This is a genomic window from Streptomyces sp. FXJ1.172, assembly GCF_001636945.3.
Taxonomy (GTDB): Bacteria; Actinomycetota; Actinomycetes; order Streptomycetales; family Streptomycetaceae; genus Streptomyces.
The window spans coordinates 6,509,040-6,528,661 of the sequence record NZ_CP119133.2; the positions used below are offsets into that span (position 1 = coordinate 6,509,040).

Here is a 19,622-nt window from a genome sequence, read left to right on the forward strand (position 1 = left end):
CGGACGGTGCACGGGGGTATACGGCGCGGGGTCGGCTGGAGTACCGATGTAGGGTGCTATGCGCAGGCCGTACGGGTGATGGTTCAGTACGAGGGGGACAAAGAGTGCAAGCGCCGCGAGCCCGCCTCCCTTGACCTGGCCGATGCCGTGAACGCCGTTCTCGCCCGGCGGCACGTGACCGGTCTTCTCCCCGCCACCGGCCAGGACCACCGGCACGTCGCACCGCCCACCGGTCACCCGTACTTCCGGGTCCTCCCCTGCGACCTGGACCGGTAGCCGGCTTCGGGGCGAGGCGGCACACCCGCACCACATCGAGTACGAGCAGCAGCACCGAACACTGTCAGGGAGAGCGAGACCCGCAATGGCCCAGCCGCCCCTCCTCCGCGATGTCATCGACATCAAGGAGTCCATCTCCACCTCGGACTTCGTGCTGTCCCTCGCCGAGGCGACGACACCCGAGGGCGCCGAGCACGCGCTCAAGGACTACGTCGTCACCGAGCGGCTGCTGGAGAACTTCGACGAGGCGCTGAAGCTCATCAAGTCCTCGCTCGACGGGCACCGCTCCAAGGCGGCCTACCTGCACGGCTCGTTCGGTTCCGGTAAGTCGCACTTCATGGCCGTGCTGTACGCGCTGCTCAGCGGCGACCCGGCTGCCCGAGCTCGTACCGAGTTCGACCCGGTGCTGACCAAACACGAGTGGCTGACCACGGACGGCAAGAAGTTCCTGCTCGTGCCGTACCACATGCTCGGTGCGAAGGCCCTCGAACAGCGGGTGCTCGGCGGGTACGTCACGCACGTCAAGAAGCTGCACCCGGAGGCCCCGACCCCGCAGGTGTACCGGACGGACTCCCTCTTCGCCGACATCCGTGCCATGCGCGCCAACATGGGCGACGAGGCCGTCATCCGCGGTCTGGGAACCAGCGACGCGGACGACGGGGAAGAGGACGAGTGGGGCGAAGGCTTCGCCTGGACCCCGCAGCTCCTCGACACCGCGCTCGCGGCCGAGGAGAACCACGAGGCCGGCACCCCGCTCAACCTCCGCAACCCCTCCACCCCGGCCGAACTCCGCGCCAAGCTGGTCAACGACGCCAGCACCAACCTCCTCCCCGGCTTCGCCAAGAACGCCGTCGAGGACGAGCACGGCTTCATCTCCCTGGACGCCGGTCTGTCCGTCATCGCCGAGCACGCCAAGTCGATCGGCTACGACGGACTCATCCTGTTCATGGACGAACTGATCCTCTGGCTCGCCACCCTCATCCACGACCAGAAGTTCGTGGCGCGCGAGGCCAGCAAGATCACGAATTTCGTCGAGGGTGGGGATGCCCGCCGTGCCATTCCCGTCGTGTCGTTCATCGCCCGCCAGCGCGACCTGCGCGAACTCGTCGGTGAAGAGGTCTCCGGTGCTGCCGAGTCCTCCATCCAGGACACCTTGAACCTTGCCTCCGGTCGCTTCGACAAGATCACTCTGGAGGACCGCAACCTCCCGCAGATCGCCCACGCCCGCCTCCTCAAGCCCAAGGACGCCGAGGCGGAACGGCTCGTCGACGCGGCCTTCGAGCAGACCAAGCGGGTCGGGTCGCAGGTCTGGGACACCCTCCTCGGCTCGGAGAAGGGCACGACCGGCGCGGACGCCGAGTCGTTCCGGCTGACGTACCCCTTCTCGCCGGCCTTCATGGACACCCTCGTCCACATCTCGTCCGCGCTGCAGCGCTCCCGCACCGGTCTGAAGCTGATGGGCCAGCTCCTCGCCGACCATCGCAACGAGATCCGGCTCGGGCAGCTCGTCCCCGTCGGTGACCTCTACCCGGTGATCGCGGAGGGCGGTGACAAGCCGTTCACCGACAGCCTGAAGGTCGTCTTCGAGGCGGCCGACAAGCTGTACAAGACCAAGCTGCGGCCGTACCTGCTCAGCTCGTACGACATCACCGAGGACGACGTCGAGCAGTACGTCAACCGGCCCGAGACCGTCTCCGACCCGCAGCGCGCCAACCGCTGCCGGATGTTCGTCGGTGACAACCGCCTCGTCTGCACGCTCCTGCTGTCCGCGCTCGCGCCCAGCGTGCCCGCCCTGGCCGAGCTGACCATCCGGCGGCTCGGCGCGCTCAACCACGGGTCGGTCCTCGCGCCGATCCCGGGCGCCGAGGTCGGCATCATCAAGAACAAGGTCGCGGAGTGGGCGGCCAGGTTCCCCGAGATCAAGGAGACCGGCACCGACGCCAACCCGGGCGTACGGCTGGAGCTGTCCGGCGTCGACGTGGACTCCGTCATCGCCAACGCCCAGGTCAACGACAACCCCGGCAACCGGGTCGCGCTCGCCCGCCGCCTGCTGTCGGAGGAACTGGGCGTCGAGCACGGTCAGTTGAGCGATCAGTTGAGCTTCACCTGGCGCGGCACCGCCCGCACCGCCGAGATCGTCTTCGGCAACGTCGCCGACGAGGACGAGCTGCCCGACCACGACCTGATGCCGCAGGAGGAGGGCCACTGGCGCCTCGCCATAGACCTCCCCTTCGACGAGGGGGAGTGGGGTCCGGTCGAGGACGTCAACCGGATCCGGCGGCTGCGTGAGCGCCAGCAGGGCGAGCGGTCCCGTATCGTCGCCTGGCTGCCCGCCCACCTGTCCGCGCAGCGCTTCGCCGACTTCCGGCGTCTCGTCGTCATCGACAAGGCCCTGGCCGACGAGCACCGCTTCGACACCCAGTACGCCGGCCACCTCAACGCCGACAACCGCAGCCGCGCCAAGGGGCTCCTCGAAACCCAGCGCGAGGCCCTGCTCAAGCAGGTCAAGGGCGCCTTCAAGCAGGCGTACGGGCTCGCCCAGAAGCAGGCCGCCGACGTCGTACCCGACTTCGACGACCACCTCGTCGCGCTCCCGGACGTGGACGGCCTCACCCTGTCCTTCGGGCAGAGCCTGCACGACGGCATCCGGCATGTCGCGGGCAAGCTGCTCGCCCATCAGTATCCGGCGCACCCCGACCTCGACCCCGATGCCACCGGCATCGCAGTCAAGTCCATCGACACGAAAAAGGTGTTCACGCACGTCCGGGCCGCCGCAGAAGCGCGCGATGGGCGGGTGGAGGTCCCCGCCGCGGACCGCAAGCTCATGCAGCGGATCGCCGGGCCCCTGCGCCTCGGGCAGCAGAAGGAGGCGTACTTCGAGCTGTCCCGCTATTGGGCCGACCACTTCCGCCAGCTCGCCAGCGCCCAGGGCGTCACCGGGGACCTGTCTCTGATCACCCTGACCGACTGGACCGACAAGCCCGACCCGCGCGGCCTGCCCGACTTCCTCGCCCGGCTCGTCGTCGCCGCCTTCGCCGAGATGGACGACCGGGTGTGGGTGCGCGGCGGTACCGTACTCGATCCCGCACCCGAACTGTCCGCGATCAAGGACCATGACGCGCTGCGCAGCCAGCCGCTGCCCGCCGAGTCCGACTGGGACACGGCACGGCAACGCTTCGAGACGGTCTTCGGGCAGAAGGCGCCCGCCCTCCGGCGCGGCCGGATGGTCAACCAGTTCGCCCGCCAGATCATCGAGGCCGCCCGCGCCCACCGGGACCACGCGGCCGACCTGGTACACCAGTTGGAGGCCCATGCCTCCTTCCTCGGCCTCGACCAGACCGCCGACACGGGTCGGCTCGCCCTCGCCCGCCGCTCCCTGCAACTGCTGGACGCGCTCACGGCGGAGGCGGGCAAGGGTGCCGCCGGGGCGAAGAGGACCGTGGAGGCCCTCGCCTCCTTCGACCTGGGCGAGACCAGCGCCGACCGGTACGGCACCTCCATCAAGCAGGCTCGCAGCGTCGCGGAGGCAGTCGCCTCCGCGCCCTGGAGCACCCTCGAACTCGCCGCCGGACTCGGCCCCGAGGGCGCGGCACTGCTCGACTCCCTGCGCAACGTGGCCCGCGACGACCAGCGCACCGCGGACCTGCGCGACGCCCTGACCCGCACCCAGCGCGAGGTCGTCGCCCTGGTCAAGCGCAGCCAGGCCGCCGCCACCCCGCCGCCCCCTCCCATCGCGCCCCAGCCCACGGCCGACGACCTGTCCCTGAACACGCCGACCAGCGACCCACGCATCCCCTACACCCCGCAGGAGGCACCCACACCGGCCTCCTCGGGCAGCGGCACCGCGCGGACGTCCGGTGGACGCCGTACGACCGTGTCACGCGCCGCCGCCGACCTCCAGGCGGAACTGTCCGAACTGGCCGCCCGCCACCCCGACGCGACCATCGAGATCAGCTGGAAGGTCGTGGAATGACGGACACCGTCGCTGCCGCCCCCGGCGCCGTCCGGCTGAACACCGCGACCGTCACCCAGTACCTGTCCTCGCAGTCCTCCCTCGCCGCCTCCCTGACGGGGGACGGCCGGGGCAGGCGCCGAGTCGTGCTGCTGCGGTCCGCGCCCCAGTGGGAAGGTCCCGCCGAACCCGTCTGGGGCGAGGGCCGGACGGCCGGCGTCGTGGCGGCGCCCTCGCCGCTCGCCGTCCACGAACTCGTCCTCGACCACCTCACGGGCCGACGCCCCGGCCCCGCCGTCCTGGTCGTCCTCACGGACCGCGAGCAGAACGAACTCGACCCGGCGATCCTCGCCCGCGTCCACAAGCTGCGCATCGACACGGTCGACAGCTGGGACGTCGTGCGGGAGGCGTTCGGCGCCCGGCAGATCGACCCGCGCCTCAAGGACGTCAACTGGGCGGCCGAAGCCCTGCTCGACGCCACTCCGCCCGGCGGCTGGCCGCCCGTGCCCGGCGGTTGGCTGTCCCGGCAGTACGCCCTCACCGCGCTCGCCCAGCGCCGCCTGCGCCTCGGCCGCTACGACACCGAGGGCGGCACACGGCGCCCGGGTGACGACCGGCTCGACGCGCAGACCCTGCTGCACTGGTCGACCCGGCCCGGCGCCCCCGAGCGGCTGCTGGGGCTGCGCGGACCCGAGCGCGCAGGGCTGACCGCCTTCCTCGGCGAGGAGGATCAGGCCGGTCTGGCCGGACGTGCCCTGCTCGCCCTCGTCGACGCCGAGCGCGGCGCGGACGCCACCGCCTTCGGCCTTGTGTGCGCGGCGCTGTGGCAGCACGCCGAGCCTGCCCCGGAGACGTACCAGGCGCGGGGCCGTGCTGAACGTTACTTCGGTGACCAACCGCCTGCGGTCGCTGAACAACTCGACGCCCTGGTGACCGTCTTCGGCCGGTCCGCCGAGGAGTACGTGACCACGCTGCTGACAGCCGGACACCGGGGTGGCGGCGCCGACGCCGACCAGGCCCGCGAGGCGCGCCGCACCACGGGCACTGTGCTCGACCGGGCGGCCGTGCTGGCGCGCCAGTTCGGCGCGGAGGCAGCCGTCGCGGCGAGCCCCGTCCTGCGCGGCGGACTGAACGCCCGGTTCGCTGCCGTCGGGCAGGCCCTCGCAGCGGGTGACACGGCCGCGGTGGCCCAGGCCGTCCACCGCCTGGCGGACCACCGGCTTGCCACCGATCCGGAGGAGTCCGCCCGCATCGAGCGTGCCCGCATGGCACAGCGACTCGCCCGCTGGCTGGCCACCGACCCGCCCGCCGACGCCCCCACCGTCGCCGACGCCATACAGCGGCACATCGCCGAGACCGGCTGGGCCGACCTCGCCCTGGAGCACATCGAGGCCGGCGGCGATCCGGACCCGGTCCTCAAGGCCGCCTACGACACCCTCGGCACGCGCGTCAGGGATCGTCGACGGCAGATCGACGCGTCCTTCGCGCGCTTGCTGGCTGACTGGACGGTGGACGGCAAGCCCGGCGGCATGCTCACCGTCGAGACCTTCCTCGACCGCGTGGTCGGACCGGTCGTCCGGCGCAGGGAGGAACGGCGGGTGCTGCTGCTCGTGCTCGACGGCATGAGCGCGGCCATAGCGAACGAACTCGGCGAGGAACTGCGCCGCTCCTGGGCGGAGTTCGACCCGCTGGCCGAGGGCGAGCCGCTCCGGCGGGCGATGGCTGCCGCCCTGCCCACCGTGACAGCAGTGTCCCGAACATCGCTCTTCGCAGGCACCTTGATGAAGGGCACCCAGGCCGACGAGAAGCGGCTCTTCCCCTTGCTGAAGCTGTGGGGCGGGGCCCCGGCCGCCGTCTTCCACAAGGACGACCTGCGCACCGAGACCGCGGGCGACACCTTCGGTCCGGCGCTCACGGAAGCGCTCGCCGACGGCAGAACCCACGTCGCCGTGGTCCTCAACGCCATCGACGACCGCCTTGCCAAGGAACAGAAGCTGGGCGACGGAGCCTGGCAGGTCGACGACGTACCCGGTCTGCGCGAGCTGCTCCGGGTGGCGGCGGCCCAGGGCATGGCCGTCGTCGTCACCAGCGACCACGGCCACGTCGTCGACCGGCACGGCACGAAGGCCGACGCAGCCACCGAGCCCGCGTCCGCCCGGCACCGCCTGCCCGGCAGCGGCCCGCTCGGCGAACGGGAGATCGCCCTTTCCGGGCCGCGTGTGGTGTGGCCCGAACCTGGCGCGTCCATCGTCGCGCTCTGGGACGCGGACTCCCGCTACACCGCGCTCAAGGCCGGCTACCACGGCGGGGCTTCCCTTGCCGAGTTCACCATTCCGGTGCTCGCCTTTCTGCCGTTCGGGGCGGAACCGCCCAAGGACTGGCGGGAGTTGGGTGACCAGCGGCCGGCCTGGTGGGCTCCGGAGGAGGCGGGGAGGCCGGTCCCGGACGAGCGTGCGGCTCAGACGGTCGGCGCGGCTCCGAAGAAGGGGACTGCGAAGCCCCGGAAGAAACAACCCGAACCCGGGACGCTGCCCGACGCCCTCTTCGATGTGGCGCTGACAGCCGGGGGAGACGACGCCCTCCTCACACCTACCGTGGTCTCGCGGACCGAGGCGCTCGTGACGGCGCTGCTCGGCTCGGAGACGTATCAAGGGCAGCTCGACGGTCTGGCCCGCAAGCCGCAACAGGAGCAGGTCCACAAGGCTCTCGCCGCCCTGCTCGACGCGGGAGGCACCCTGCCGGTCACGGCGCTCGCCCAGCGTGCGGGCATGGCCACAAACCGCGGCGACGGCTTCGCGGCGGTCCTGCGGCAGCTCCTCAACTACGACGGCGTGCAGGTGCTGGAGACTCTGCCGGACGGACGCACCCTACGGCTCCACGAGGGCTTGCTGCGCGAACAGTTCGCCCTCGGAAGCGGCTGACATCCGGGGCGGCCCCTTGTTTCGAAGTGGGGCCGCCCTGAGATCCCTACGAGTCGCGCTTGACGTGCTTGAGCACGTTCATGCCCGCCGTGAGGACGGCCATGAAAGCGGCGCCGCTGGTCGTGAGAGTCGCGAAGGGGCTCGCGTGAAGCGACATTGCCACGACTGCAGTGCCGAGGGAAGCCACACCGGACACAAGCGTGACGATGGTGATGTCACGCGCCGGGTGGTGACAGGTCTGCTGGGTCGAGTGGATCGACACCGTTCCTCCTGGAGATACTCGCTCGTTGGAAACGGGCATGGCTGACTGGGGTCAGTCATGCCTCCAACGCTGCGCCCTGCGGGTCCTACGGAGCCCGCAACCAGCTGGTTGCTGATAGGAGCGCGTGCAGCGAGTCGGTCAAGGAGGCCTCCGGGAGCCCAGAAACACAGGGGGCGAAAGAATATCCTTCAACTCGCTTCCCCGGCAACACAGTTCTGCGCTCCTCCGTCGAAGCGCCAGCCCGGTGACGGCACCTCACGTACTCCTACGACACGAACGCCCGCAGCAGCTTCGCGAAGGTCGTCAGTTCGTCGATCATCTCCTGCGGCAGCGGCTTCTCGTCGAAGTGGGCGATCCGGTTACGGATGTCCTTCACTCTCTTCAGGCGGCCAATGAACTGCTCCCTGGGCATGTTGGGCCACTTCAGGGCTTCCCAGTTGGCGTCGGCGGCTTCGGCCAGCGAGGTCTTCGTCTGGTCGCCGTCCAGGAGTCTCAGATAGTCGCCGAACATGAGGTCGGAGACCTGGCCGGTGCGGTGCTCGGGCTTCTTGTTCGTCTGGACAGCCTTGATGGTCTCCTCGTCCAGTGCCGCGCCCAGGCAGCGGCGCAGCAGGGACTCGATCTCCCCGACGATGAAGAAGGGCCGAGCCGCGCCCTCGAAGCGGTCCGTGACGTCCGCGGCGGTGACGATGCCCGAGAGGCAGCCGTCGTCGCCGCGGACCAGCAGGTAGCCGTGTTCGCGGATGACCGGCAGGGCGGAGAAGAACTCCTGGCGGGTGTCGGCGACCGGGAGGGAGTCCTTCTCCATCGCGTTGTCCAGTGTCGGCTGCCTGCCCGCCTCGTACATCTTGGCGACCGAGCCCCAGGTGACCACCCCATGGATCTGTGCCATGCCGGTGGTCACCGGGACCTGCGCGATGCCCTTCGTGCGCATCAGGAACGTGGTCTGCGCCAGGGGCGTACCGGGACCGACGGACACCAGGCCGCGCCGCGCCGACGGGATGTCCCCGAGCAGCAGACGCTGCGGGAGGGCGGCCGACGGCAGTGCCTCGTCCGTCTCGTCCTCCTCCGTGTCGGCGGGGGCGGCCTGTGCGGGGACGGACGCGAGCGGCACCACGTCGACATTGCTGCGCAGGCCGCAGACGGCGAAGTCCGGCAGCGTCGTCAGCCCGGCGTCCGTGAGCGCCTGCGAGATGCGGTGCACCGTCCGGTGGTCCCGGACCCTGACCTGAAACAGGTCGAGGATGTCCTGGACGGGCACGGTCCTGCCCTTGAGCGCGGTCAGGTCCTGCCCGCCCGGTGTGGTCGTCATCGGGCGTCGCCCTCCGTGAGGTCACGGAGCATGGTCCTCTTGCCCATGGCGGCGTGCACGAGGTCCTGCAACTGCTTGGAACGGTCGTTGTAGAACCGTTCGTAGTCGTTGTCGCGGAGCGCTTCCGGATCGATGAGGTGAGTGGCGAGGACGTCGTCGAACCACTCGGGACGCATGTCGGAGGCGGCGACCATCGTGGACAGATAGGACGCCGGGGCCCCGGTCATGTCCATCGCCGCGCGGTAGGACAGAGGGGTCTTGTTCACGATGGAGTTCGTCGGCAGTCCCTGGCTGTTGCCCCGCCGGAACCAGGTCTTGGGGAAGATCTGCCGGACGTCCACGCCGTACTCATCCAGCCTGCCGGGGCTGAGCGGGCTGTCCGTGTAGTGCCAGTCCACCGCGCCCTGCTTGATCAGCAGGGCGTAAATGCCCTTGTAGGCGGCGCTGTTGCGGGTGGTGAGGCTGTCGAGGCGGTCGGCGAAGAAGAACGCGTCCGTGACGGTGTCGGGCGCACGGTCGTCCTGTGAGATCCAGGGGACGAGCTGCTCGACGTCACGGGTGAAGCGGGTCTCCGTGGAGCCGCCGTACATCTCGCCGAGGACCCCGCACCAGTACCACTGCTCGGCCTTCTCCTCCGCTCCCAGGCCGTCCATCGCCGTGTCGAGGATGGCGCGGACGGCCGCGAGCGGGACGAGTTGCGTCTTGTACGGCAGGTCGTTCGGACGGACGATGCACTGCCGCTCCAGGAAGTCGCCCACCCAAGCGAAGGCGTCGGCGAGTCTCGGCGCCAGGCGGACGAAGTCGGACAGCGGGAGGTCCAGCAGATCCCGGCGCTTGCACGACACCGTCGCCCCGGTGCCCGCCTGCTTCCGTTCCCAGGTCCGTACCAGGGCGATGGCCTGCAGGAAGTCGATACTGCTCAGCCCGTTCTCGATGCCGCTGTCCAGACGGCCGAAGACCGGGTACTTGGCCGCCAGCCCCTGCTTGATCTCCCGCCACACCTCGGGGAGTTGGTAGTAGTCCCCGGTCAGTTCCACGTACTCGCGGTCCCCGGCGTAGGTCGCGGTGAGCAGTTCGAAGACGTTCAGCGGCACCCCACCCGTGTTGACCCGCTCGAACACCGCGCAGACGGCGTCCATGGAGGTGGAGGCGGCCAGGCGGATCATCGGCACCTGAAAGGCGCGGATCTGTTGGAGGACGGACTCGTCGAACCGGCCCCACAGGTCCCAGTTCCGGTCCTCGTCCGCCTTGATGTACGACATCATCCACTGGTTCACACGCTGGGCGTCGAAGACGAGATGCAGCGGGAAGAGACCGGCCGCGCACTCGTTCTCCGTGCTGCTCAGATCCAGCACCACCGTGCGGTTGAAGTCGGTGCGGAGCACCTTGTCCGCCGGAACGGACAGGATGGCCTCGTCACGGTCCGCGGCCGGGCCGACGGCCTTCGCGATGTCGACGTAGTACCACCGCTCGATGGGCTTGCCACGGGCGTCCGCGGTCTCCACGGGGGCGTCCAGCCAGAGGGCCTGGAAGAGGGAGGTGAGGCGCTGCTGTCCGTCCAGCAGGAGGAGGTCCGCGGCCGGATCCCCGTCCGGGCGTGCCCCGGTGAGCGTCCGGGAGCGGAACCGGGTGGCGCCGCCGGTCTGCAGCGTCATCACCACGCCGAGCGGATAGTCCAGCGTCACCGTGGCGATGATCGCGCGGATCCGGTCGTCGTCCCACTTCCAGTTCCGCTGGAAGTCGGGCAACTGTAAGGAGCCCGAGGCCACGTCCGCGAGTACGTCCCTCAGCTTCACATTGTCGAGTGCCGCCACGTTCGTCCCACTCCCCACCCTGGCGTATGTACGGAGAGTGATTCCAGCAGCGTCTCCAGGTGACCGTCAACCGATTCAACGAAGTGGGCGGCTCGCCGCCTTGCCGTGTGAAGCGCGGGTCGGCCGGCGGTCCGCTTCCGGCCCCCGTACGGGGGTGCCCGTAGGAATGGAAGACTGGTTCCTGTGAGCACCACCGGATCCCAGCGCCCCGCCCAGGTGAGCGCCGCCCGCCGCCGTACCGTCATTGACGCACTGCGGCGCGGTGCCGTGCCCGAGAGCGGGCTCGACCTGCTGGCCACGGGACTCGACCGGTTCGAAGCGGCCCTGGACGCGGAACTGGACGCCGTGGCGTCCGGCGGCTCCGTGTTCAAGGCCGTGCGGGGCGAGTACGGGTCCGGCAAGACGTTCTTCACCCGCTGGCTGGGGGAGCGGGCCAAGCGCCGCAACTTCGCCGTGGCCGAGATCCAGGTCTCGGAGAACGAGACCCCGCTGCACCGGCTGGAGACGGTCTACCGGCGGCTCACCGAACGGCTCACCACCTCCAGTTTCCCGCCCAGCGCGCTGCGGCCTGTGGCCGACGCCTGGTTCTACGCCCTGGAGGAGGACGCCCTCGCGGCCGGCGCGACCGAGGACGAGCTTCCGGGTGAGGTGGAGAAGCTGCTTGTCGCCCGGCTCGCCGAGGTCTCCCGGCACGCCCCGTCCTTTGCCACCGCTCTGCGCGGCTACCGGGCCGCCCTTGCGGACGGCGACGAGGCGACCGCCGCAGCCGTCCTGGCGTGGCTCGGTGGCCAGCCGCATGTCGCTGCCTCCGCCCGCCGGGCCGCCGGGGTGCGCGGCGACCTCGACCACTTCGGTGCGCTCGGGTTCCTGCAGGGGCTCCTCACCGTGCTGCGCGACTCCGGGCACACCGGGCTGTTCGTCGTCCTCGACGAGGTGGAGACGCTGCAGCGGGTCCGGTCGGACGCCCGTGACAAGGCACTCAACGCGCTGCGGCAGCTCATCGACGAGGTGCACTCCGGCCGCTTCCCCGGTCTCTATCTGGTCATCACGGGCACCCCGGCCTTCTACGACGGACAGCAGGGCGTGCAGCGCCTGGCCCCGCTCGCTCAGCGGCTGGCCACCGACTTCACCACCGACCCGCGCTTCGACAATCCTCGCGCCGTGCAGATCAGGCTTCCCGGCTTCAACCAGGAGTCTCTGGTCGGACTCGGTCTCACCATCCGTGACCTGTACGCCGATGCCGCAGAATCGCCCGAGCGTGTGCGGAAGGTCGTCGACGACGCGTATGTCGCGGACCTCGCGCAGGCCGTCGGCGGAGCGCTGGGCGGGAAGGCCGGGGTGGCTCCCCGGCTGTTCCTGAAGAAACTCGTCGGGGACGTGCTCGACCGCGTGGACCAGTTCGATGACTTCGACCCCCGGCAGCACTACCGGCTCACCGTCGCCGGCAGCGAACTCACCGACGTCGAGCGGAACCTGGCCGCCACGGTCTCCGGGGGCTCCGCGTCGGCTGACGACATCGACCTGGAGCTGTGATGCCGGACGCGGGACTCCCGGCCGGGAAAGACCCTGGTGACGAAGGCGTTGACGTGCTCGACCGGCTCGATCCCGTCATCCTGCATCACATCGTCAACACCCTCGGCTGGCCCGACCTGCGACCCCTGCAGCGTGCGGCGATCACCCCACTCATGGAGGGACAGGACGCCGTACTGCTGGCTCCGACGGCGGGAGGCAAGACCGAGGCGGCCTGCTTCCCCCTGCTGTCGGCGATGACCGAGCAGAAATGGACCGGCACATCCGTGCTGTACCTGTGCCCGCTCAAGGCACTCCTCAACAACCTGGTCGGCCGTGTCGACGCCTACGCTCAGTGGCTGGGACGGCGTGCCGCGCTCTGGCACGGCGACACCAAGGAATCACAACGGCAGCGCATCCGGGCCGAGGCGCCGGACATCCTGCTGACTACACCCGAGTCGCTCGAAGCGATGCTGATCGGCGTCAAGACCGACCACGCCCGCCTGCTGGGAAGCGTGCGGGCCGTCGTCGTCGACGAAGTGCACGCGTTCGCAGGGGACGACCGGGGATGGCACCTGCTCGCCGTGCTCGAACGGTTGGAACGGGTCACAGGACGGCCCATCCAGCGCGTCGGGCTCTCGGCGACGGTCGGCAACCCCGCCGAGTTGATGCGCTGGCTGCAAGGCGCGGGCGCCGGCAGCCGCACCGGTCAGGTCGTCGCCCCTGGAGTGCACCTGCTGGCTACCGACGGCAGCGGACACGGTGACAAGGCGGTCACCGAACCGTCTCGCAGGCCGGCGGGCGAAGTGGAACTCGACTACGTTGGCTCCCTGGACAACGCGGCCAAACTCATCGCGGCGCTGCACAGGGGGGAGAAGCGGCTCGTCTTCTGCGACTCGCGCCGCCAGGTCGAGGAACTGGGCGCCGCGCTCCGGGCGCGCGAGGTGACCGTCTTTCTGTCCCACGCCTCCCTCTCGGTCGACGAACGGACCCGTTCAGAGCAGGCGTTCGCCGAGGCACGCGACTGCGTGATCGTCTCCACGTCCACCCTCGAACTCGGCATTGACGTCGGTGACCTGGACCGGGTCATCCAGATCGATTCACCGACCACCGTCGCCTCGTTCCTGCAGCGCATCGGACGCACCGGTCGGCGCTCGGGCACGGTACGCAACTGCCTGTTCCTCACCACGCGGAAGGACACGTTGCTGCAGGCGGCGGGTCTGCTGCTGCTGTGGTCGCGAGGCTGGGTGGAGCCGGTCGTCGCGCCGCCCGAGCCGCGCCACCTGGTGGCCCAGCAACTGCTCGCCGTCACCCTGCAACAGCACAAGCTCGGCGACCAGTTGTGGGACCGGGAATGGAACGGGCTCGCCCCCTTCGACAGGTCGGCCGCCCCGATCCTGCGCTTCCTCACAGAGGAGGGCTTCCTCGACACCGACGGCGGCATGCTGTTCGTCGGACCCGAGGCAGAACGCCGTTTCGGCAAGCGACACTTCATCGAACTCACCGCGTCCTTCACCGCACCACCGCAGTTCACCGTCCTATCCGGGCGCACGGAGATCGGACGCACCGACCCGAGTGTGCTCACTGAGGAGCGTCCCGGCCCACGGCGCCTGCTGCTCGGCGGACGCAGTTGGCAGGTCACCTACATCGACTGGCTGCGCAAACGCGTCTTCGTCGAACCCGCCGACGGCGGGGGAATCGCCAAGTGGATGAACGGGGGCATTGCGGGACTCTCCTATGCATTGACACGCGCCATGCGCGAGGTGCTGCTGGGCTCGGACCCACCGGTCTCACTCACCCGGCGGGCGGACGCCTGCCTGGTGGAACAACGTGAGGCCGACGCCCCGGACACCGTCCACCAGGGCGGGACGCTTGTGACACGCTCCGGCCGCGATGTGCGCTGGTGGACGTGGGCCGGCTACCGAGCGAACGCCACGCTCGCCGCCACGTTGCGGTCGGTCACCGATCCGCTGCAGCGGCCTACCGACAGCTGGCTGCGCCTGCGAGAGGATCTCACCGCGGCCGACTGGCGCACGGCCCGCGAGGACATCGGCGAGAACCTCGTTCTGCCCGACGTGGACCGCCGCGCCGTACGTGGCCTGAAGTTCTCCGCCGCCCTCCCGGAACGTCTGGCGGTCGCCACGGTCGCGGCCCGTCTGGCCGACTTCGAGAGTGCCCGCGCGGTAATTGGCGAGCCGGTGCGCTTTCAGTACGGCAACTGAATCGGAATCGAAGGAGCCGCTGCGGCGGTCGCTCTCAGCCGGGCCCCGCTGTGTCGTCGCCTTACGACTTGCTCTGCGGGTCATCTCTCTCTGCTGAAATTCGCGTAGCGGGCTTCGGCGCCTGCTGGGACTGGCACCCGCGCCCCGGCGGTCAGGGCAAGACGGTATGGGACAGAACCCGGCGTACAGCCCGACTCGTCTGCCGCCTAGGTGCTTTGGCCTGTTCAAGAGGCCGGGCCCCATCAAGGTGATCACAGACGGCCAGCCTTCCTGCCCGCCGTCCTCGTCATCCAGGACTGCCAGGACCATCGGGCAAGACCGCCCACGGCAATGGCGGCGAGCACGGCTCCTCCGTCGATGACGTGCGGTAGTCCGGGGCCGAAGGCGAAGAAGGCCAGCGTGGCGACGAGCCCCACGAAGAACGCGACGATACCGGCCCGGCGTCGCCGCACTTCCCAGCCCTTGTCCCCGTCGTTCCGCTGTTGCTGCTCGACCATGAAGGACTCACTTCGTGACGTGGTGACACTGGCTCACGCGGCGCACTCCGTTGACGTAGAGGTGGGCACACGCCTTTCCATAACGAGGCAGAGTCTGGGGAGAGTTGTTCCGCATCGGGTCGATCTTGCACTCGGTGTGCGTCCTCCCGCGGGATGTGCGGTATGTCCGGTTGTTTGTGTCGGCGTAGGTGAAGTCGATGCGCCAGTTGCAGAATCCGCTGCTGAGAGCCGCGACGAAGGCGCAGTCGACGCCCGCGTTCTGGTAGGTGATGCTCCTGCCCTCGCCGCGGACGATGTGGGTGAACATGCATCCTGTCGGGATCTTCATGTTCACACCGCCGACGCTGTACTCGAAGGTGCGCACGGGAGTTGTCCCGATCGCGGTGGCATGCGCGCCGGTGGGCGCGGCGAGGACAAGGGCTCCCGTGGCGGCCAGAGTCGTGGTGAGGCGCGTGAAGTACTGCAGGCGCAAGGCGGTCCCTCCCGGTGATCTCCTGATGAGCACCTGGGACAACCGGATCTTGTGACCGGCGGTTGCAGGGTTCTGCCTGATTCACCGCGATTGAGTGATCAAGAAACAAGCGGACTGACATGCAGAAACGTTCATAGGTGTGCGGGCGATCAAGGGCCGGCGCGATCGGTGCCCGTCATGCCGACGGTGCGAGTGGGCGCTCTTGCACCCTCTTCAGGTGCCGCTCGAACACCTCACGCGCGTCCGGGGTCAGTGAGCGCAGGGCCACCAGGGCCGAGATGGTCACGTCGCACAACTCCCGCTGCACGTCCTCCCAGGTGTGGGAGAAGCCCTTGCGGGGGTTGTCGCCGGTCGCGCCGATGACGGCCTCGGCCACCTCGCCGACCTCCTCCGACAGCTTGAGGACGCGCAGCAGTGCGCCCTCCGTGCCGGCGCGGTCGCGGCCCGACTCCAGCCGGGTGAACAGTTCGTCGATGGTCGGCCAGAGCGCGGGGGTGGTGTTCTGATCGGTCATGCCCCGCAGCCTGCCACGCGGGGGAAGAGGAATCCTCGGCTACTCCTCGAACAACGTCTCCTGCTCGCCCTGCGCCTTCGCCCGGACCCGGCAGCTGCGTGCCCCCACCACCAGGGCCGTGGCCGCTGCCGTGACGCCGAGGGCCGTCGGTACCATCCAGCCGCGGTCGAGGACATGGCCGAAGGCGTGGTCGAGGGAGAGGCGGCCGGGACCCGTGATCGCGAGGCCGGCTGCCGCCAGGCCCAGGCTCGCCGCGTACTCGTAGCCACCCGACTGGGCGAAGAAGCCGTTGGGCAGGTGCACGGTCGCCGCCCCCGCCATCGCGCCGGCCGCCGCCGCGCCCGCCGCCGGGGTCGCGAGGCCCAGGGCGAGGAGGGTGCCGCCGCCCGCTTCCGCGAGGCCCGCCGCCGTCGCGCTCATCTTGCCCGGCGCGTAGCCGACGGACTCCATGAACTGACCGGTGCCCTCCAGGCCGTGCCCGCCGAACCAGCCGAACAGCTTCTGCGCGCCGTGCGCGGCGAGCACCCCGCCGGTCCCCAGCCGGAGCAGCAGCAGGCCCAGATCACGTCGGTCGAAACAGCTCACGGTGACTCCCCTGCAGATATGTGGACACGCGGACGGGTCCTCCCGCCTGCCCACCGTCGCAGGTTTCACCCTCACGGGCGCGCCGAGGGGTGCGTTCGGGTGGCGGGCCCGGGGGAGCGGTGTGAGCCTGGCGCCATGACGATCAAACCGGCCAACCTCAGCGACCCGGCCGTCCGGGCGTTCGTCAACGCTGTCAACTCCCATGACCGCGAGGGCTTCATGCGGCTCCTCGCGCCCGGTGCGACCATGGCCGACGACGGCCGCGACCGCGACCTCGCCGACTGGATCGACCGGGAGATCTTCTCCTCCAACGGCCACCTGGAGGTCGACAAGGAGTCCGACGGCGGCCGGGCCCTGCGCGCCCACTACCGCAACGACACCTACGGCGAGATGGAGACCCTGTGGCGCTTCACCGTCGAGGACGACGGGCGGATCTCCCGGTTCGAGACCGGACAGGCGTAGTCGGGCCTACGTGAACCGGTCCCGCGTGAACCGGTCCCGCGTCAACCGAGCCCGCGTGAACCGGGCTTGCGTGAACCGGGCCCGCGAGGGCTCATTCGCAACCGGGGGTGTGACAGCCCTTGTCCTCGTGTGCGCTTCAACTCCTAGCGTTCCCCGGCATGGAGACCATGACGACCAGGACACTGGGACGCAGCGGGATCGACGTGAGTGCGCTCGGCTTCGGGTGCTGGGCCATCGGCGGTGAATGGCAGGCCGCCGACGGGCAGCCGCTCGGCTGGGGGAAGGTCGACGACGAGGAGTCCGTACGGGCGATCCACCGCGCCCTCGACCTCGGCGTCACCTTCTTCGACACCGCCGACTGCTACGGCACCGGGCACAGCGAGGAGATCCTCGGCCGGGCCCTGGGCGGGCGACGGGACGACGTCGTGCTCGCCACCAAGTGGGGCAACGTCGTCGACCGGGACACCCGCACCCTCACCGGCAGCGACGACACCCCCGAATACGCCCGTCGAGCCCTGACCGCCTCCCTGCGCCGGCTCGGCACGGACCACATCGACCTGTACCAGTTCCACCTCTCCGACGCCGACCCCGGCCGGGCCGCCGAACTCCGCGACGTCTGCGAGGAGTTCGTGCAGGAGGGCCTCATCCGGGCCTACGGCTGGAGCACCGACGACCCCGGGCGTGCCGCCGTCTTCGCCGAGGGCGCGCACTGCACGGCCGTACAGCACGCGCTGAACGTCCTCGACGACGCGCCCCGGCTCATCGCACTGTGCGAGCAGTCGGAGCTGGCCAGCGTCAACCGCAGTCCGCTGGCCATGGGGCTGCTGGCCGGGCGGCGCAAGGAGACGCTGCAGGCCGGGGACATCCGCAGCAGGCCGCCGGCCTGGCTCCAGGGGTACGACGCCGACGGGTCCGGCGCCGACACCGCGTGGCTGGACCGGATCGACGCGCTGCGGTCCATCCTCACCAGCGACGGCCGCACCCTCGCCCAGGGCGCCCTGGCCTGGTTGTGGGCGCGCAGCCCGCGCACCGTGCCGATCCCCGGCTTCCGGACCGTCGCCCAGGCCGAGGAGAACGCCGGCGCCATGCAGAAGGGGCCGCTCACCGCCGGGCAGTTGACCGAGGTCGAGCGCCTGCTGGGGCGGTGAGCGGCCCCTGCGGGCCGCACCGCGGGTGCAGCGGCCGTAGCCGCCGTACTGCTACGGCTGCGCGTACTGGGCGCGGCCACAAGCTAGGGAGGAACCTTTGAGCCGCCCTGAGTAAAGGATGTGTAAGGCCTAGGAAACGCGAGTAACTCATCGGATTTTCATAACGCGGCAAATTCCGGGCCGCGGCGTGCCTGCGTCACCGAATCCGCTGCTGGGCGCGGTGTACGGTCCCGGAGTGCGTGAATGTTCCCGGATCAGCCGGCGTGCCGCTCTCGGTCTGACGGCCGCCGCCCTTTCTCTGTCCACGGCCACCGAGGCCGCCGCAGCCGAGCCCGCCGTCATCGGGGGCGAGCAACTGGCCCGCGCCGGCGTCCAGGTGAGCGGTGCCTCCGGACTGCCCGCGAAGCTCACCGCCCGCTCGTGGCTGATCGCCGACTGCGACAGCGGGGAGGTGCTCGCCTCCTTCAACGCCCACCAGCGTCTCGCGCCCGCGTCGACGCTGAAGATGCTGTTCGCGGACACCGTGCTGAAGAAGTTCGACCGCACCGAGCGGTACACGGTCAAGGACAGCGACATCTCCGACGTGCCGGCCGGCTCCAGCCTGGTCGGGATCAAGGCCGGTATCACCTACACCGTCGAGCAGTTGTGGCAGGGCGTGTTCCTGCGCTCCGGCAACGACGCCGTGCACGTGCTGGCCCACATGAACGGCGGCGTCGCCAAGACGGTCGCCGAGATGCAGGCCAAGGCCGAGGACCTGCAGGCCATGGACACGCATGTGGTCAGCCCCGACGGCTTCGACCACCCGGGCCAGATCTCCTCGGCGTACGACCTCACGCTCTTCGCCCGCCACGGCCTGAAGAACGCGGACTTCCGCGGCTACTGCGGCACGCGCACCGCGAACTTCCCCGCGGGCGGCAAGAAGACCTTCCAGATCCAGAACACCGACCGCCTGCTGACCGGGGCATGGGGTCTGAAGACATACGACGGCCTGATCGGTGTCAAGAACGGCTACACCAGCAACGCCGGCAACACCTTCACCGGCGCCGCCACCCGCGGCGGGCGCACCCTGCTGGTGACGGTCATGCACCCGGCCGAGGGCAGCAACGCCGTCTACGAGCAGACGGCCGCGCTGCTCGACTGGGGCTTCGGACAGGGGCGTGCGGCGCAGGCCGTGGGCACGCTGGTCGAACCACTCAGCGAGGGCGGTGCGAAGGCGGGTCCGGCATCGGGCGGCAAGGGGGCCCAGGCGGCGGCCGGCGGCCCCGGCTCGTCGTCCGGCGGCCCGTCCACCGGCCGGCTGGTCGAGGGCGCCGGAGGCACGGTGCTGCTGCTGGCGGCGGCGGGTGCCTGGGTGGTCAAGCGGCGGCGCAGGGCGACCGCCGCGGCGACGGTGGCGACGGCCGAGGCCGAGACGGCCGGGGGACCGGCGGAGTCCGGCGGACGCCACCGCCGCTGAAGCGCTGCGCGGGCGTGAACGGCGATCCTGCGGGCGCCGCCGCGCTGAACGGCGGGCCGGTGAACTCCACCATGTCGCCGACGCCGTGATGGCGTGAATGGTGCGGCGGCCGTTCCAGCGGCCGGAGTGTGCCTCGCGTCCCGCGCGAGGTCCCCCCCAACTCCGGTCCGGTGGAACGGCCGCCGCCTCCCCCCTCGGTATGGCTTGTGGAGTCCACGGT

15 protein-coding genes are annotated in these 19,622 nt (G+C 70.2%); 8 read left to right on the forward strand and 7 right to left on the reverse strand.

Annotated elements, in window-relative coordinates; genetic code table 11:
• Positions 1-78 precede the first annotated feature (78 nt).
• The 3 genes from A6P39_RS29175 to pglZ all read left to right on the forward strand — a co-directional run bounded on the left by A6P39_RS29175 (position 79) and on the right by pglZ (position 7,149).
• The gene (locus A6P39_RS29175) at positions 79-276 is read left to right on the forward strand and encodes a hypothetical protein (RefSeq protein WP_159395970.1); all 198 of its coding nucleotides are present in this window, start codon (positions 79-81) and stop codon (positions 274-276) included.
• An 85-nt stretch (positions 277-361) separates the two neighbouring features.
• Positions 362-4,249, forward strand: a complete 3,888-nt coding sequence (pglY, locus tag A6P39_RS29180) for a BREX-2 system ATPase PglY (protein ID WP_067040782.1) — start codon at positions 362-364, stop codon at positions 4,247-4,249.
• Positions 4,246-7,149 carry a BREX-2 system phosphatase PglZ gene (gene pglZ / locus A6P39_RS29185; RefSeq protein WP_067040779.1) on the forward strand — a complete coding sequence of 968 codons (2,904 nt, stop codon included), beginning with the start codon at positions 4,246-4,248 and terminating at the stop codon, positions 7,147-7,149. Before pglY ends, pglZ begins: the two co-directional genes overlap by 4 nt.
• Before the next feature lie 46 nt (positions 7,150-7,195).
• Here the strand turns inward: pglZ and A6P39_RS29190 are convergent, their stop codons facing one another.
• From A6P39_RS29190 to A6P39_RS29200, 3 genes are all read right to left on the reverse strand, one after another.
• Complete coding sequence (locus A6P39_RS29190) at positions 7,196-7,411, reverse strand: hypothetical protein (RefSeq protein ID WP_067040776.1); 216 nt, start codon at positions 7,409-7,411, stop codon at positions 7,196-7,198.
• Positions 7,412-7,676: 265 nt separating this feature from the next.
• Positions 7,677-8,723: a CBS domain-containing protein gene (locus A6P39_RS29195; RefSeq protein WP_067040773.1), complete on the reverse strand. Its 1,047-nt coding sequence runs from the start codon at positions 8,721-8,723 to the stop codon at positions 7,677-7,679.
• Positions 8,720-10,537 carry a DUF262 domain-containing protein gene (locus A6P39_RS29200; RefSeq protein ID WP_067040770.1) on the reverse strand — a complete coding sequence of 606 codons (1,818 nt, stop codon included), beginning with the start codon at positions 10,535-10,537 and terminating at the stop codon, positions 8,720-8,722. Before A6P39_RS29200 ends, A6P39_RS29195 begins: the two co-directional genes overlap by 4 nt.
• Positions 10,538-10,720: 183 nt before the next feature.
• Between A6P39_RS29200 and brxD the strand changes: the two genes are divergently transcribed.
• Entirely contained in the window at positions 10,721-12,070 is a 1,350-nt protein-coding gene (gene brxD / locus A6P39_RS29205) for a BREX system ATP-binding protein BrxD (RefSeq protein ID WP_067040766.1), read from the forward strand.
• Positions 12,070-14,268 (forward strand): DEAD/DEAH box helicase, encoded by a 2,199-nt coding sequence (locus A6P39_RS29210; RefSeq protein WP_067040763.1) that lies wholly within the window; start codon positions 12,070-12,072, stop codon positions 14,266-14,268. Before brxD ends, A6P39_RS29210 begins: the two co-directional genes overlap by 1 nt.
• A 251-nt stretch (positions 14,269-14,519) precedes the next feature.
• Here A6P39_RS29210 and A6P39_RS29215 read toward each other — a convergent pair whose 3' ends face one another.
• From A6P39_RS29215 to A6P39_RS29230, 4 genes are all read right to left on the reverse strand, one after another.
• Positions 14,520-14,765 (reverse strand): hypothetical protein, encoded by a 246-nt coding sequence (locus A6P39_RS29215; protein WP_067040759.1) that lies wholly within the window; start codon positions 14,763-14,765, stop codon positions 14,520-14,522.
• A 7-nt stretch (positions 14,766-14,772) separates the two neighbouring features.
• Positions 14,773-15,237, reverse strand: a complete 465-nt coding sequence (locus A6P39_RS29220) for a hypothetical protein (RefSeq protein ID WP_234378757.1) — start codon at positions 15,235-15,237, stop codon at positions 14,773-14,775.
• A 175-nt stretch (positions 15,238-15,412) separates the two neighbouring features.
• Entirely contained in the window at positions 15,413-15,751 is a 339-nt protein-coding gene (locus tag A6P39_RS29225) for a MazG-like family protein (RefSeq protein ID WP_067040757.1), read from the reverse strand.
• A gap of 39 nt (positions 15,752-15,790) precedes the next feature.
• Positions 15,791-16,336 carry a DoxX family membrane protein gene (locus A6P39_RS29230; protein WP_067040754.1) on the reverse strand — a complete coding sequence of 182 codons (546 nt, stop codon included), beginning with the start codon at positions 16,334-16,336 and terminating at the stop codon, positions 15,791-15,793.
• A 135-nt stretch (positions 16,337-16,471) separates the two neighbouring features.
• Between A6P39_RS29230 and A6P39_RS29235 the strand changes: the two genes are divergently transcribed.
• The 3 genes from A6P39_RS29235 to A6P39_RS29245 all read left to right on the forward strand — a co-directional run bounded on the left by A6P39_RS29235 (position 16,472) and on the right by A6P39_RS29245 (position 19,402).
• Positions 16,472-16,798 (forward strand): nuclear transport factor 2 family protein, encoded by a 327-nt coding sequence (locus tag A6P39_RS29235; RefSeq protein ID WP_067040752.1) that lies wholly within the window; start codon positions 16,472-16,474, stop codon positions 16,796-16,798.
• Positions 16,799-16,956: 158 nt separating this feature from the next.
• Entirely contained in the window at positions 16,957-17,946 is a 990-nt protein-coding gene (locus A6P39_RS29240) for an aldo/keto reductase (RefSeq protein ID WP_199840703.1), read from the forward strand.
• 235 nt (positions 17,947-18,181) lie between these two features.
• Positions 18,182-19,402, forward strand: a complete 1,221-nt coding sequence (locus tag A6P39_RS29245; RefSeq protein WP_199840702.1) for a D-alanyl-D-alanine carboxypeptidase family protein — start codon at positions 18,182-18,184, stop codon at positions 19,400-19,402.
• Positions 19,403-19,622 lie beyond the last annotated feature (220 nt).